At 36.1% G+C, this 16,319-nt stretch carries 15 protein-coding genes; 12 read left to right on the top strand and 3 right to left on the bottom strand.

All coding sequences use genetic code 11. The features are described from left to right. The first annotated feature begins 51 nt into the window (after positions 1-51). The 8 genes from BUB11_RS04270 (at position 52) to BUB11_RS04305 (ending at position 10,901) form a co-directional block, all read left to right on the top strand. On the top strand, positions 52-1,893 hold the full coding sequence (locus BUB11_RS04270) for a heparinase II/III domain-containing protein (RefSeq protein ID WP_073028114.1): 1,842 nt from the start codon (positions 52-54) through the stop codon (positions 1,891-1,893). A gap of 19 nt (positions 1,894-1,912) precedes the next feature. Beyond that, positions 1,913-3,133: a nucleotide sugar dehydrogenase gene (locus BUB11_RS04275; RefSeq protein ID WP_073028115.1), complete on the top strand. Its 1,221-nt coding sequence runs from the start codon at positions 1,913-1,915 to the stop codon at positions 3,131-3,133. A gap of 58 nt (positions 3,134-3,191) precedes the next feature. Beyond that, on the top strand, positions 3,192-4,283 hold the full coding sequence (wecB, locus tag BUB11_RS04280) for a non-hydrolyzing UDP-N-acetylglucosamine 2-epimerase (protein ID WP_073028117.1): 1,092 nt from the start codon (positions 3,192-3,194) through the stop codon (positions 4,281-4,283). A 225-nt stretch (positions 4,284-4,508) separates the two neighbouring features. Further along, positions 4,509-5,537: a glycosyltransferase family 4 protein gene (locus BUB11_RS04285; RefSeq protein ID WP_073028119.1), complete on the top strand. Its 1,029-nt coding sequence runs from the start codon at positions 4,509-4,511 to the stop codon at positions 5,535-5,537. Beyond that, on the top strand, positions 5,534-6,730 hold the full coding sequence (locus BUB11_RS04290; protein ID WP_073028120.1) for a polysaccharide pyruvyl transferase family protein: 1,197 nt from the start codon (positions 5,534-5,536) through the stop codon (positions 6,728-6,730). The genes BUB11_RS04285 and BUB11_RS04290 overlap by 4 nt, the downstream gene beginning before the upstream one ends. A gap of 124 nt (positions 6,731-6,854) precedes the next feature. After that, positions 6,855-7,850, top strand: coding sequence for a glycosyltransferase family protein (locus BUB11_RS04295; RefSeq protein ID WP_207650024.1), 996 nt, complete (start codon positions 6,855-6,857; stop codon positions 7,848-7,850). A gap of 69 nt (positions 7,851-7,919) precedes the next feature. Beyond that, positions 7,920-9,230: a lipopolysaccharide biosynthesis protein gene (locus BUB11_RS04300; protein ID WP_200797857.1), complete on the top strand. Its 1,311-nt coding sequence runs from the start codon at positions 7,920-7,922 to the stop codon at positions 9,228-9,230. Positions 9,231-9,563: 333 nt separating this feature from the next. Then, complete coding sequence (locus BUB11_RS04305; RefSeq protein WP_073028126.1) at positions 9,564-10,901, top strand: O-antigen polymerase; 1,338 nt, start codon at positions 9,564-9,566, stop codon at positions 10,899-10,901. Positions 10,902-11,592: 691 nt separating this feature from the next. Here BUB11_RS04305 and BUB11_RS04315 read toward each other — a convergent pair. Further along, positions 11,593-12,057: a helix-turn-helix domain-containing protein gene (locus BUB11_RS04315; protein ID WP_242947446.1), complete on the bottom strand. Its 465-nt coding sequence runs from the start codon at positions 12,055-12,057 to the stop codon at positions 11,593-11,595. A 149-nt stretch (positions 12,058-12,206) separates the two neighbouring features. Here BUB11_RS04315 and BUB11_RS27990 point away from each other — a divergent pair, with 149 nt between their 5' ends. Then, positions 12,207-12,380: a hypothetical protein gene (locus tag BUB11_RS27990; RefSeq protein ID WP_207650025.1), complete on the top strand. Its 174-nt coding sequence runs from the start codon at positions 12,207-12,209 to the stop codon at positions 12,378-12,380. 68 nt (positions 12,381-12,448) lie between these two features. Here the strand turns inward: BUB11_RS27990 and BUB11_RS04320 are convergent, their stop codons facing one another. Beyond that, positions 12,449-14,164 (bottom strand): methyl-accepting chemotaxis protein, encoded by a 1,716-nt coding sequence (locus BUB11_RS04320; RefSeq protein WP_073028130.1) that lies wholly within the window; start codon positions 14,162-14,164, stop codon positions 12,449-12,451. 638 nt (positions 14,165-14,802) lie between these two features. On the opposite strand from BUB11_RS04320, the gene BUB11_RS04330 reads away from it, so the two are divergent. Both BUB11_RS04330 and BUB11_RS26520 read left to right on the top strand, forming a co-directional pair. Next, complete coding sequence (locus BUB11_RS04330; protein ID WP_242947447.1) at positions 14,803-15,378, top strand: Rpn family recombination-promoting nuclease/putative transposase; 576 nt, start codon at positions 14,803-14,805, stop codon at positions 15,376-15,378. A 38-nt stretch (positions 15,379-15,416) separates the two neighbouring features. Continuing rightward, a complete protein-coding gene (locus BUB11_RS26520; protein WP_242947448.1) occupies positions 15,417-15,560 on the top strand; it encodes a hypothetical protein in 144 nt (47 codons plus the stop codon). Position 15,561: 1 nt separating this feature from the next. Here BUB11_RS26520 and BUB11_RS04335 read toward each other — a convergent pair whose 3' ends face one another. Then, a complete protein-coding gene (locus BUB11_RS04335; protein WP_242947449.1) occupies positions 15,562-15,789 on the bottom strand; it encodes a DUF6674 family protein in 228 nt (75 codons plus the stop codon). Positions 15,790-15,957: 168 nt separating this feature from the next. Here BUB11_RS04335 and tnpA point away from each other — a divergent pair. Further along, positions 15,958-16,319: IS200/IS605 family transposase (tnpA, locus tag BUB11_RS04340; protein WP_073028216.1), on the top strand; the 362-nt coding region annotated here is incomplete at its 3' end.

Below are 16,319 nucleotides of genomic sequence, written 5' to 3' on the forward strand. Positions count from 1 at the left end.
CAAATACGTGTTTGTTGAGCGGAACATGGTAAAGCGAGGTAAGGTATCACGATGATCAAGACAATTTTAACTGAATATGGTTTAGGCTGGGCGATTAACCGGTTATTGTATTCAGCTAAACTGAAGATGCTATCGGCGGTACCAGCTACCGAGAATATATTTGAGAAGCGGGTACAAGTAAAAAAAATTGATTTATTTAATCTGAATGTAGCTAGAATTAGGACCTTTTTATTAAAACTCTCACTGGAAAAGCAATACAAGATATTGGCTATTGCAGATAAAGCCATTAACGGCATTATCACAGGATTCTCATCAATAGAATTAGACTACGGCAATCCAATTAACTGGCATTACAGTCCGATAACTCGAGAAGAAAGCGTCAGGACTGCTAAGTGGTATCGAATTCCTGATTTCGAGGTTAAACGAGGAGATATTAAGATCATTTGGGAGGCATCGCGCTTAACCCATTTCTTATATTTTGCAAGAGCATATTTGATTACAGGTAATGTGAAATATTACTGTGCCTTCTCAGAGCAACTTAAGCATTGGTTAAAAGACAATCCATATCCATATGGTGCAAATTATAAATGTGGGCAGGAATGCACTCTACGAATGATAAATGCACTAATTGCTTATACAGTCTTTAATCAGCTTACCACGGATGAGGATGAGAACAATATTTTCTTATTAGTTGAAGTGTGCTATAAGAAGGTTCTTGCCAATTTCTTTTATGCCCATAAATGCATCAAAAATAATCATACTTTTTCTGAGATCTGTGGCTTGATTATTGGTGCGTGGTGTTGCAACGATAAGGAGGGGCTGACTAAAGCCTATGGATTACTAGACAAAGAAACAGAAGGCGAGTTCCTTCTTGACGGTGGTTATACGCAGTACTCATTCAACTACCAGCGATTCACGCTCCAGATTTTTGAGTGCATATATAAGATAGGCGAAAAGACCGGTATATCCATATCAGCTAAGTCAAAAGAGCTGCTTAAAAGTAGTGCTCTTCTAATGTATCAGGCACAGGATATAACTGGAGACGTCCCCAATTATGGTTCTAATGACGGGGCACTAATTTTTCCTTTGACAGTTTGCGATTATCGGGATTTTCGATCTGTTTTGAACACTATATATGCATTGACTACAGGTGAGAGATTATATGACGCAGGCGATTATGATGAAGAACTGTTGTGGTTTGGTGATGGAAAGGAAATTCCTGTTGCAGAGATAGAGAGGAAGTCAACCTCCTTTGATATGTCAGGATTTTATACGCTACGGCATGACGGAGGTTTCCTGATGACCTATCTGCAAAGCTTTAAAGCTCGCCCATCGCATATGGATGGCTTGCATATTGATCTATGGCACAAAGGGAAGAACATCTTCTGTGATAGTGGTACTTATTCATATGCAAGTGAGCTTGTGAAGGAAATCTCAACAACAGTTGGTCATAATACCGCTAAGGTTACCGGAATTGAGCAGATGAATAAGCGCGGTGCTTTTCTGATATATGATTGGGCTGAGTGCAAAGATGTAAAGCATGCTGAAGACAGCTTCTCCGGTACACTGATCTCAAAGAATGGCTATGAGCATTCCAGAAAGATTCAGAGAACAGTACAGGGATATAAGATAGATGATGAAGTACGTGGTAACGGCGTACATTGTGAGTTTTATTTCCATACGCCATATGAAGTGAAAAGTGTATTAAATGGGTTTGAGGTATTTGATGACGGCAAAAAACTGTGTGTGGTTAAGATTGAGTCTGGAAATATAGAAATTCGCAAAGCTTATAGAAGTTTGTATTATCTAAGAAAAGAAGAAATCAACTGTGTTGTCGTTAAAAGGAGTATGAGCAATAAATGCAACCTGAAGTTTGAGATTAATCTAAATTAAGATGAGCGAGGTTAAAGCGATGGTTAATGTAATCGGATTAGGTTATATTGGTTTGCCAACAGCATTAATGTTTGCATCCCATGGAGTGGATGTAGTTGGGACAGATTATGATAAAGAGTTAGTAGCTACATTAAAGTCAGGCAAAACTACCTTCGAAGAAGAAGGGCTTGACGATCTCTTCAACGAAGCTGTAGAAAAAGGAATTCAATTTTCAACGGAATACATAAAAACTGATGTATATATCGTAGCTGTACCCACTCCCTACGATAAAATCAGTAAGAAGATTGACGCAAGCTATGTATTTGCTGCAGTTAAAAATGTAATGGAAGTTTGTCCTATAGGAGCTACTGTGGTAATAGAATCCACCATATCTCCGGGAACAATCGATAAGTTCGTCCGTCCAGTTGTCGAAGCAAAGGGCTTTACAATTGGACGAGACATCAATTTGGTTCATGCTCCCGAAAGAATAATTCCGGGTGATATGGTATATGAATTAAAGCACAACTCTCGTACCATCGGAGCCGATGATAAGCAAGTAGGGGAGAAGATTAAAGCCCTCTACAGCTCGTTCTGCCAAGGAGATATTGCGGTAACTAATATCAGAACTGCTGAAATGACTAAGGTTGTTGAAAATACATTTAGAGATATTAATATTGCATTTGCCAATGAGTTAACAAAAATCTGCCGATTAGATGATATGGATGTTTATGAAATAATCAAAATTGCAAACATGCATCCACGTGTAAATATTCTACAGCCGGGTCCGGGAGTTGGTGGACATTGCATCTCTGTAGATCCATGGTTTTTGGTAGGAGACTATCCGGGACTCGCCAATATCATCTTAGCCGCAAGGAAAATTAACGATTCTATGCCTGAGTTTGTCCTGGAAAGAGTCTATGGAATTATGAAAGAAAAGGGCATGTCTGATTTAACAAGAGTAGGTCTTTATGGCTTGACTTATAAAGAAAATGTTGATGATGTAAGAGAAAGTCCCACATTACAGTTACTGGAAAGCATGGAACGACATCTTGCTCCAGGGCTGAAAGTTTATGATCCATTTGTTAAGAGAGAATTAGTTGAGAAGCAGTACTATGATTTTGATAAGTTTTTGGATGATGTTGATTTTGTAGTGATTATGGTATCTCATAACGAGATTAAAGAACATATGGACAAGCTGAAAGGTAAGGTGGTACTGGACACTAAGAACATCCGCGGCCTTGAGGATGCTTATAAATTGTAAAAAGTACAGAGGAGGGCTTTAAAGCTATCTTCTGAATTATGAGGAGAACCAAGCTGTTATGAAAAAAGTGATGTTAGTCTTTGGTACTAGACCTGAAGCAATAAAAATGTGCCCCCTGGTTAAAGAGTTAAAGACAAGAGCACATATCAATACTATCGTTTGTGTAACAGGACAACACCGTCAGATGCTTGACCAAGTTTTAGATGCATTCCATGTGGTGCCGGACTACGACCTTTCAATTATGAAGGATAAGCAAACGCTGTTTGATGTTACTACTACCATTTTAAATAAAATCAAGAAGACATTAGAAGCTGAAAAGCCTGACGTGGTTCTGGTTCACGGCGATACCTCAACTACTTTCGTCACTGCTCTAGCCTGCTTTTATTTGCAGATTCCAATAGGGCATGTTGAGGCAGGGCTTAGAACTTATAATATTTACTCTCCCTATCCGGAAGAGTTCAATCGTCAGGCGGTGGGGATTATAGCGAAATTTAACTTCGCTCCGACGGAATTGTCAAAGCAGAATCTTATCAACGAAGGTAAGGACCCTATTGGAATAACAGTAACTGGTAATACTGCAATCGATGCTTTAAAGACAACAGTAAGAGATGACTATACTCATCCGGAATTAGAGTGGACTAAGGACAGCCGGCTCATCATGCTTACAGCTCATCGTAGAGAAAACTTAGGGGAACCTCTGCACTGTATGTTTAGAGCAATCCGTCGCTTAGTCGATGAAATTCCAGATATCAAGGTAATCTATCCAATCCACATGAACCCGGTGGTAAGAGTAACTGCGAATGAAATACTAGCAGGATGTGATAGGATTCGTATCATTGAGCCCCTAGATGTTCTTGATTTCCATAACTTCTTGTCACGATCCTATCTTATATTAACCGATAGCGGTGGTATTCAAGAAGAAGCGCCGTCCCTCGGTAAGCCGGTTTTAGTAATGAGAGATACTACCGAAAGACCGGAAGGGATCGCGGCAGGAACGTTAAAGTTGGTAGGAACTGATGAAGAAATTATTTACAGTACATTTAAGCTGTTGTTAGAGAATAAATCTGAGTATGAAAAGATGAGTCATGCCTCCAATCCATATGGTGACGGCTTTGCGAGTAAAAGGATAGCAGATGTATTATGCGATTGAAATAAACCGTAAGGCTTGTATTAAGATAAATTGGAAAAAGTAAGAAAACTGACAATAACTTTTTTATTTGTAGTTTTGTAACCCGTGATAACTAAATCTATACTAGTAAAATCTAATGTGTATCAACTAAAGATATTAATTAATTTAGGCTAGTGAAAATAATAAATGTAGGGACGTACTGGTAATGAATTGTATAAATAAGTACTTTAAATGAGGAGAAACATAATGACTTTATTTATTGGCCCAGTGGAAAATGTGGGTGGACCAGCAATAAAAAACAGAATTTTACTCAAATTTATTCAGAAAGACTCTGGATTTCGCATATGTAATACGCATAATCGCTCAATTCTAAACCTTGTAAAGAGTGTTGCTGTGTTAATTACGAGTAGAGATAAGCAAATAATTGTTTCTGTTAGTAGAAGAGGGAGGGCAGTATTATTTCCTATCTTAAGTATAAAGAGGATGCTCAGCCCTAAGTTGCATTATTCAATCGTGTGTATTGGAGGCACAATAGTACAAGAAGCAATAAAAAGCCCCCTATTAATATATAAAACGTTACAGCTTGCTGATATTGTTACTGTTGAGACAAAAGGGCTCCTGCGCCGCTTAGAGGAAGATTGTGGACTAGAGAATGTTCATTATATGCCAAATTACAAAGAAATTCCGGATGATGTAGACCTGAGCACACCGATTTTTGAAACGCCAAATCTAAAATTTGTGTTCTTGTCTAGTGTGCGTAATGTAAAAGGCATTGCGACTATGATTTCTGTCTTTAAGCAGATAATTGATATATATCCTTCTGCAATTCTAGATATTTATGGACCCATACGAGACGATTTTGACGGATCGGTATTTGATGATATCGAGAATTTGCCTGGAATAAATTACCGGGGTGTTGTAGCAAATGGAGATGTGCTTACAAAGCTATCACAATATCACGTTTTCATTTTTCCTACAGAATATCAAGGCGAAGGATTCCCTGCCGTAATAATTGAGGCATATCTTGCCGGTCTGGTAATTGTAGCTAGTGATATTAATTTTAACACAGAGATTGTTATTCACAATGAAAATGGCTGGATATTTCCAACTGGAGATAGAAAAGCGCTTAAATCTGCGCTACTTCAATGTTTTTATAATGAAGAAGAAATGAAGAATATATCAAAGAATAACAGGAGCGTTGCAAAAAACTTCAATGCAGAAAACGTGATAGAACAATATCAAAAAGCTCTGATAGATTGTGGGTGGCAACTTTGAAAAAAGCAATTGTCTTTTATATGTATGGAAATAAGAATGCAGGTGATGTTGCAATTTGTCTAGGTGCGATTTCATTGCTACAAGAGCTGGGATATGAGTTGACTTTTGTATCGAGATTTTCAGGACAACAATGTGATTATAATAATAGCAAAGAATACCTTAGGGAATACCACAGCGATCTGGTTATAGAGCCGGGTCTATTTTCTTTTGATAGAAGTGATAATATGGTTAAAAAACTATTAGCGTATCTGAAGGGTATCCTTTATGTAATTTCGCCAGTTGACGATAAAAGGCTTAAGAATTTAATTTCAGAAAACGAAGTTATATTTTTTAACGGAGGTAATTTACTTAGAGGGAAAACTATTACAGATTATATGCGCTTAGAAGCTCTCTTATATCCAATCCGTATTGCAAGAAACCTAAAAAAATTTATTGTTTGTTTGCCTCAATCAACAGCAAGTACAAGCAAAATAGGTTTTAAAATTTTGAAGAAACACTTAAGTAAATTCAATAAAGTTTTCATTAGAGAGAAGATCTCTTATTTTACAATACAGGAAAAAATGCAGGACATTTCATTTATCAAAGCAACAGATTTAGCATTTTTTATTAAGGATGTGCCGTTGGCGGCTACAAGATATAAGAATAAGTATTTATTAACTATAAATACGGCTGAAAGGCATATAGCTATAATTTTAAGAGCAACAACAATAGGAGATATAGGAGAATTACTGGATAGTAAGAAGGAAGAATTCGCCGATTCAATACTTACGTTCATTGATGAGTTTAAGGATCAATATAAAATTCATTTTGTAGTACAAACCCAAAAAGATAAAGAGTTTACGGAATATGTACTAAGTAAAATTAGCAGTTCAAATTGTATAGATATGATTGAGGAATATGACCCATATATTGTTCGTGAAGTATATAGAAATATGGATTTTATACTAGCTATGCGCTTACACGCAGCAATATTGGCGCTTTCTGTTTACACTCCAGTAATTGGATACTTTGAGGAAGAGTGGGGATTTAAAAACCCTGGCATCATGGAAGATGCTGGTATGCTTTGGACTATGGATGGTAAGGAATTGGTTAAATATGGACGAGATTTGGCGTCAAGACGGGGTCAGTTCGTTTCCGAAATTAAACATTTTATTGATATAGAAAAAAGGAACATTTTAAAAAATTTTTTATAAAGTAGAATCCACAAAATTTAAATAGTATAGTCATCAAAAATAATGAAATATTTTTTTGATAGGATGAATAAGTATGATAATCTATTTGTATAATAATAATTTTTCTGAACAGTCAGTGAGGCAAATGGAAACAATCATTTCATTTCTCGAATGCACCAAAATAATAGCAAATAAAGAATGGAGAACATTCTTTGATACTGAATTGATTGATTATATGGATTTTGAATATTTTATAAAACGGGATGAAAATAGGGCAATTATGTTTTTTAATCCAATTGATGGTTATGATTTGCGCAAATATAGTGATATTAATAATTTATTTTTTATCTTCAGACCAAGAGGAATAGTACCTGAAGAGTCTTATTTTAAAAATAAAAATATTTTTAAAAAGATTGTATTGAATTATATTGAAAAGAAAGCTGTAAAATTGTCGGATTATTTCATTTTTATAAGTGAAAGCCAAAGAGTTCATTTTTTATCAAAATATCAAAAATTCAAAAATATAGAAAATAATAGTGTATTACCCAATATAAAAACAAAAATTAATAGCTTTATAAAACCAAAAGACATAGAATCTAAAGTGAAAATAGTATATTCTGGGGGCTTCTCCAAGTGGCAAAATATAGAATTAATTTTTCCGATTATTAACAAACTTATCAAAAAAAATGATTGCACATTTACAATTTTGACGTTTAAAGAAAACTTCGAAAAAGCTACGCAATTAGCAAAATATTACAATATTTTAGATAATTTAGTTTTAAAGTATGTATTACCTAATAAGTTTGATGAAGAACTGAGCAATTATGATATTGGTATAATAATCAGGGATGATAGTATTGTTAATTTAACAGCATCACCATTTAAAATATACGATTATATTTCTAATGGATTAGGGATAATTATAACTGATAACCTAGCAATCCAAGTGAATGAAATACTGAACGAAGAATACTATTTTGCAGTAACTTATGTAAATGGGGATTTGCTTTACTCGGAAGATAATCTAAATAAATACGTTAACAATATGATTAATGGTAAAAATAAATTCAGTATTATTGAAAACTATGAATCTTATATATCTAATATTGATAAGCTGAATTTTAAACAAATTTTTAAGTAGTATTTACTGTATATTATACGAGGGTTATCTGTTAAGATTAACAGACGTAACATTCAGGAGTGAATGAATTTGAATTTGAATTTGTATAAAATAAAGAGATTATTTAAAGGCAATTTTGCTAAAAATGTATTGATAATCACTGGTGGAACAGCTATAGCACAAGTAATTAATACTTTATTATCTCCGATCATTACAAGAATATATCCCCCAGAACAATATGGAGTGCTAACAGTTTATGCTTCTATATTAAGCATATCTGTAATTATAGGTTCACTTAAATACGAATGGGGGATTCCTATTGCCGATGATGATGATATAGCAATCAATGTATTAAGTTTAAGTGTGATTATATTATTTATTGTTACAGTATTGATAACGATAATACTAATATTTGTTGGAGATGTGTTCTTAAGGTTATTTGATGGAGAAGTCTTAATAGAGTTTAAGTTTATTATTCCATTAGGACTCTTTTTTACTGGATTATATAACATTTTCACACAATGGTCTTATAGAAAACAAGATTATAAGTCTATTTCGAAAACTAAATTCACTCAAGCTATCACTCAAAATATAGTTAAGATTTGCTGTGGATTAATGAATCTAGGTCCAATAGGTCTTATTCTGGGTAATATATTTGGACAAAGCGCCGGCATAACAACTTTATCTATGCCTTTAATAAAAAAAGACAAAGGATTATTTACGAAGATAAATATAAAGGATATTTATAGATGTGCTAAAAGATATATAAAATTTCCAATATACTCAGCTCCAGGGCAATTTTTAAATATTACGGGTCTACAGTTACCAGTTTTATTTATAACATTATTATATGGTAATACGATTGTGGGTTTATATGGATTAGCGAATAGTATAGTAAGTATACCAATGAATTTAATTGGAAATTCAATAGCTGATGTGTTTTATGGAGAAGCAGCAGCTATAGGTAAAAGTGATCCACGAAGATTAAAGGATTTATCTTTTAATTTACTTAGAAGGTCAGCATTAATAGGAGCCACCCCTTTAATAGTTTTGCTATTATTTGGACCACTTTTGTTTTCATTTATATTTGGTGAAATTTGGCGCGAGGCTGGAATTTTTGCAAGAATAATTTCTTTTTTAGTATTTACAAGGCTTATATTCACACCCATAACTAGAATATTTTCTGTCTATGAGAAACAAAAAGAATCGCTTGTTTTGGATGGATTGAGAGCTTTATTAGTTTTAATAGTTTTTTGTGTTTCTAAGTTACTATTATTAAATTCATATTGGTCAATTGCCCTATATGCAATAGCTATGTCGTTTGTTTATTTATTAACATATCTTTATGCTCATAAGGTGCTAAATGCGGAGATCAGCAGAATGGATAATTTAGTGAATTAACTTACTTGATCGTTGTTGATAATCTTAGCTATCCCGTTGGTTTTTATTGCAACCCAACCAAGGATTAATGGACGTCTGACGGGCTATAAGAGAGACCAAAGATAACCAATTTAGACTAAGGTACAAGGAAACAACGGAACTCTGAAAGGGGACGCTAAGGAGAGAGAACTCCAATATCTCTAACAGGAGGAAGTGACTGTCGAGTTCAGAGGACATCTGCCCGAAGTAGTAATGACAGGTCGCCGTTAGCACTATGTATAGCGATATGCGAAGAAGATTTAGGTCGTTATTAAACTTTTGTATTTGGTAAAATCTCTAAATAGAGGTGAAGAAATGTCTTTTATTACAATTTTTGTTCACGTGTTAATTATTATAATTGGAGTCGTTACTTATATATATGATTATAAACGAAGTAAAAAAAACAAAATAAAAATATTTACAGGGATCAATTTAATATTTATATTCATTTATGGGATAGTCCCACTGATATTAAATAGCAACAAATTCTTTAAAGGAAAAACCGATTTTTATCTGATTTATACAGTTGATATCCCAAACGAACCATATTTTTTTGCTAGTATCATTATTATAATAGGTTATATTTCTTTGTTATTAGGGTACTTTTTCTCGAAGCCTTATTGTATCGCGTATAAGACTATAAATGTTTCTACTAGTAAATTAAAATTACTTGGTGTTTTCATACTTTTAATTTCTTGTCTAAGTACACTAATGGTCGCTTCAGATTTAGGAGGTTTTTTTAGCTCCATTCAATACATCGACGCATTAAGATCTGGTAACGGTGAAGTCAGCGTTTCAACCTTTGGGTTTATGTTGTTACCAGTAGCAATACCGGCTTTTTTAATATTTTTATCATTTCAAATAAAACAACTAAGGATCCTTTCATTGGATTTTCTTTTTTTGCTAATAGCATTCTTCAATTCTATGTATTATGTATTAATGTTTGGGGGAAGATTACCTTTTGCTCTTTTTGTATTAGTTTTTATCTTATACTATTTAGATAAAAAGAATGCTTTCAATATCAAAAGTTTGCTGATAATAGGGGTAATGGGGTTTCTTCTTCTGAATTATTTGGGTCCCTTATTTGAAGTGCTTTCTGATAAAGAGAATGTGATGACAAGGAGTGTTTTTGACAACATTCCTAGATTAGTAGCACAATTTAGTTTTCCTTATATAAACACCTTAAAAGTGCATAGCTTCACTTATGAAATTGGAGAATTTAGATATTTTATTGACTTAATAAGCTGGATTTATAATAATTTTATACCAAATAAAGTTATGGACCTATTTAACTTGGATTTAATACCACCTTCATATGTCGTTAATTCAGCAAATCACTTAACTACAGGTATACCCACTGATATTATTACATTTGGATACTACCAATTTTCATTAGTGGGGGTAATAATAGTTTCTTTCCTTTTTGGAAAAATAGTTGGGTGGTTTGACAGGTTTTTTAATACGCCACATCAAAATGTTTTCCTTAAGTTAACTCAAATTAGAATGTTTGAAATTCTTGCTTTCTACCCGATGTATGCTGATATAGAAGCATTTATGAGAAGAAGGATTGATCTTACTATAATGATCATTATCATTATAGTCTTTGCAAAAAAGTTTAAACAAACTCCTGAAATTATCTGCGGTAGTAAGTAGGTGGCTCAGTTCAGAGCGTATTGGTGGCTCTGCCACTGCCACACCGAAATATTCACTTGGTCTCGATCTCCACTTGGGACTTCCTTAACTCTTCTGCCTAGTCTTCAGGTTGTTCTGCTCAGTGGTCAGCTGGGTTATTTCGGTAAATGTCAAGTAAGTTGTCGCTAAACCCCAAAATTATATATAAGTTAAGAGGATTGTTTTTCCTCATTGACATTCACATTCAGATTGAATGCGCTCAGGATTGAGCCATATTTCATACATAATGGGACCGATGCCTGACACCAACTTATCAACTTATTGTTTAGCTTGTGAAAGCTAGGGTTTCGAAACTGGCCTGAATGTGGGGGGGCCTTTCTTCACCTAATGGGCGTTATAGGACACAGAGCCCACATATAACAAATCAGCAGTCGGTTAAAGCTGCTGATTTATTATATTTCGTTAACTGTTAATGCCAAGTTGGTCTTTTAAGGAATTTCGTAGGACTTGTGAGAAATTAACGTTTTTAATATTTGAGGCTTTGGGTAATTGGTTATTTTCTTCCACTGAAGTTAATAGCAACCTGAAGAGGCGTCAACTTCCATTTCCATGGATTCAGTTAAGGCGTCTCCTTCGATTACGCATCCTGGTAAATCGGGAAAACTACGGTATAGCCACCCTCTTCGAGGGGTAAAAGCAAGCCCCTTCCGATTTAGTTCGAGTCTTTAGGGCAAGGGGTCTCTGAGCTAAATCTAACGATAATATCAAGTAGTTCTTCCAGAAGATCCGGTGAGAGACCGGTTTTTTTTGCTTTTTGAGCTAGACGTAGGTAGGGTTGATTTTCTTCCTTGAGTGAAAACGGAAGAAGATCCTCATTAATAGAAGAGTTTCCTGAATATCCTGATTTTGATAAAGATGCTTGAATAGATTCGCTGCTAAGAAAAACGGTAGGGGAAACCTCAAGGGCCAGTGCTAAACGACTAATTGTATCAATGCCGGTGGATAGGCGTTTTCCGGTCTCTAATTGGCTGATAAGGCTACGAGCTACTCCTGACCGATGAGATAATTCTTTAGCACTGAGTCCCTTAGTTAGCCGTATTTCTTTAAGTATTTTTCCGAGTTCTGGCACAGGCTTACCCTCCTTTCTTAGATACTTGCCATTTATTTCAAGGTTCATAATAAACTTGCCAATAAATTATTATAGTAGGAAGTTCTTTTTTGGGAAAATAAAACCCTTTATGATTCACAAAATAGGACTAATCGTGATATAATGTTTAATATTGAGAATTAAAACGCTAAGAATTATTTCGATGGTGGTGGGAGGCAATGGTGCATTATGAACAGATGTATAGAATTCTATTTAATAAAATGACTGATATCATTGAGGAAATTCAGGAGATACAGCGTCAAACGGAGGAAATGTTCATGCAAGGCAAGGACAGCGAGTTTATTCTGCTGAAGGCATGCAGAAATTCAGAACAGCCTGAGAAGAAAGAATGATAATTCAACCTAGGCATCGGGATCAATAACCCGCTGCCTAGGTTGAATTAAAAGAAGGTCTGAATGATTTATATATTAAATTTGCTGATAATTGTTTGAAGTTCAAATGCCATAGTGGATAGACTCTGGGCTGACGAAGACACTTGTTCCATTGAAGCTGTTTGTTCTTCGACCCCAGCTGAGACTGTTTGAGCTTGAGCTGCTGTCTCCTTACTAATTATATCAACTTCGCGAACTGACGAGACTATCTTTTCATTTCCACCTGCTATTTGTTGTATGGTTGCAGCTATCTGTTCCATTTGAGCAGAGACACTTTCAACAAGTTTAGCAATTTCGCTAAAGGATTGTCCCGCCACGTTGACAACATCCATACCCATTTTTACCCCTTCTACGCTATCTGCCATAGCAATGACCGCTGTACCAATATCACTCTTGTTTTGATTGATGAGAGTTTCAATTTGTTTTGTGGCTTCCCGTGATTGTTCTGCCAGTTTTCTGACTTCTTCAGCGACAACGGCAAACCCACGACCTTGCTCTCCTGCCCTAGCTGCTTCAATGGCTGCATTTAGAGCCAATAAATTGGTTTGATCTGCAATCCCAGTAATGACTCCTATGATATTTCCGATTTTTTCGGAATTCGTTGATAGCTCTGTTATAGTATGTTGTACCCGGTCAGTTCCTGCGCTAATACTGTTCATTTGTTCAGACACTCGGTCTAAGGCTTTTTGACCGGCTTGTGTCGTTGTCAATGTATCGACCATGGAACGGGTTATTTCACTGGAGCTGGCAGCGACTTCCTCTGTACTGGCAGAGATTTCTTCGACAGCAGACGATGTTTCGTTTACAGCACCTGCTTGTTGTTCTGTCCCTTGGGCTACTAGTTCTATTGAAGCCGCTATCTGAGTTGAAGCTTGAGTATTTTGCTCGGCTATGGCAGTTAACTCTTCTGAGGAAGCTGCGACTTGCTCCGAGGACTGAGAGACTTGAGTAACCAGTCCGTGCAAATTGTTCTTCATCACATTGAAACTAATAGCTAACTGACCTGATTCGTCCTTTCCTAGGACAATAACATCTTCAATGGATAAATCTCCTGCTGCGACTCGTTCGACGCTCTTCAGAACCTTCTTAATAGAATTGGAGATAAGAGTCGCCACTCCAAACCCTAGCAGCAGACAGAGCAGGGCCGCTGCAATGGATATGGAAACGAGAAGTTTTATGGACTTGGCATAGTCAAGAGTATTTTGAGAATGTATAGTAGAAGCTTGTTCCACATTGAATAATGCCAGCTCTTTCAATAGGATGCTAAAGGAATCAAAATGAGGATACGCCGTATTTATGAAATATTCATAAGCGCCTATTGGGTCTCCTTGAAGTTCCATTTCGATAACTTTTATTATTTCCGTCTCATAAGAGGTTAAGTCTTGTTGTAATTTGGGAATCCTATCCGTTTCATAGGCTTCATGATGAAGATTCAGGTATTTGCTTAGTAGTTCGTCTAAAGCTTCCAATCGAGAAGTCACTTTCTCTTGCTCTGACTCTTGTGTTGCTTTATCAGTTGCCATCAAAAAATGAAACATTGCTGCTTCGCCTGCTCTTGACTGATTTCTGGCATCATTCAGATAATTGATTGCCATTAAGTCATGATTATACATGCTGTCTATATTAACATTTGCCTTAGCATTGAAGTAATAACCTATAAACCCCACACTACCTATAAATAAGGTCATGAGGGTGACTAGTGATAGAACTTTCGTTCTGATTGTCCGGTTTCTAAACCAATTCATATCAAATCAACTCCCTTTTGTTAAAAATGGATTCTATGTATTTGTTCTAAGATCTTGCCCTACATTCCATAAGATTATTTGTTTATTCATACCACCTATCTCCACTTAATCTTGCCGGTGACTACTACTAGTCCAAAGAATAGCACAGTTAAGGTAATTCCTAGTAGTTCTAAATGGCATCAAATTGAATGCTAAAAGCATAATCTGCCGTTTACTTAATGAGTCAGTAACTCATTTCTTCTGGCTTAAGGTGGTTTAAAATAACATTTTTACTCTGAAGACAATATAGAAGAGAGCCTTCTGATAAAGACTCTCTTCTATATTGTCTGATAGGCAGTATTCTCATGGGGGAACTGGCCTGAATGTGGGGCTCTTACTTCACGTATCGCTCATTATTGGACTCGGAATGAATCAAAAAAATGGGAGATGTTATCTTCAACATGAAATGGCAAAAGCAATAGAGCAAATCGGTGATGACAGCAGTTTCAAAAGCAAAGGGGCATGTGATGTTGCAATCATAGGCCTCTTTGCCTTTCATATTTTTATGTGTAACATAGAGTAATTGAGTTACATTCGTCAAAACTCTGAACCTCTTGGTAACCGAGACATATATAATAAAACAACAACTATTCCTTTTTATGGAACGAATATTTGCTTTGTTGTATAATGGAGCTATAGGGCCGTTATGTTTATGTACCCCACTTCAAAAGTTGTACTCCAGCTATCATTTGACAGAGGACGAAACCGGATACAGGTTGACGGACATATTAGAGGTCCATTTTTTAGAGATTGTAAAGCTAGCAGATTTGGATATTCAAAGAGATGAGAATGATCCCATCGTTGAATGGATGGAATTCCTAGATGCAAAATCAAAAGGAGTGATTGAGATGTTAGCCGAAAAGAATAAGGACATCAAAAAGGCCTATGATTTATTGCAGATTATCAGTAAGGATGAAAAGGCAAGAATGCTGTACGATGCCAGAGAAGCCGAGCTTCGTGACCAGCTAACGAGAATAGAGACCGCGGAGAATAAAGGCAAGGCAGAAGGGAAGGCAGAAGGAAGGGCTGAAGGGAAGGCAGAAGGGAAGGCAGAAGGAAGGGCAGAAGGGAAGGCAGAAGTAGCGAAGAATCTTTTGGACTTGGGCATGGAGATCCCAACGGTAGCTAAAGCAACAGGTATGACGGAAGAAGAAGTTAAACGGCTGAAAGCATGAACGAACCCGGTGCCTCGTGCTGACGTGTGATGTTATCTGTGTTGAATCTTACGGTACTTTTAGCAGGGGTTATGGGCAGAGTAGCCAGTGCTTTTTCTTCCATTGGTTTTCTGGGCGTGTTTACGACGAATATTATAGGTGGCCGCGGCTGGATTGCTTTTGCCATTTGCTTTTTATTTTAGTTTATTCAACGCTTCGAGGTTTCTGTTCCTGTGCTGTTTTTAGTTCTTGCCGCATGGCGGCAAGCTCTTTTACAGCCGCGTCAAGCTGTTTTTCCATTGCGCCTACCTGATTCAGAACTGCAAGAAAATCCTGCGTAGAGGGAGCGTTGTTTTCCCGCAGAATCGCTAAAAGCTCTTTCACATGCTCATTTTCCTGAATGGGGGCAGTAGCGGTTTTACTTCTTGCCATAGGGTATTTTCCTCCTTTCTCACTTCGGGTCAAGTTGTCCCGAAGTCGCATCTATTCGCTACTATCATTACCACTTGTTGCCGTAAAGCCCCTAGTTTCAACTATGGGGATATAAGGCAATTCTAGGTTCTAATTGTATTATATAAGTATGCGCAGTATAATATAAATATGGATATAAACTACAAATCTAACAATAACATTGTCTATTCATGCAAGTACCATGTGGTGTGGTGTCCAAAGTATCGTAGGAAGGTTTTGGTTGGTCAAATTGAAGTTCGCTTAAAGGAGTTGATAAGGGAGATATGCGAAGAACTTCAATCTGAACTAATAGAACTGGAGATCATGCCCGACCATGTCCACCTTTTGATAGAAGTAGATCCTCAATTTGGTGTCCATAAGGTCATTAAAACGATCAAAGGAAAAACGTCGAGAATACTCAGAAAGGAGTTTAAAGAGTTAACCACTAAATTGCCAACGTTATGGACTAATTCGTATTTTATCTCTACTGTTGGAGGTGCGCCGTTAGCTAT

It is taken from the genome of Desulfosporosinus lacus DSM 15449, from assembly GCF_900129935.1.
Lineage (GTDB): Bacteria > Bacillota > Desulfitobacteriia > Desulfitobacteriales > Desulfitobacteriaceae > Desulfosporosinus > Desulfosporosinus lacus.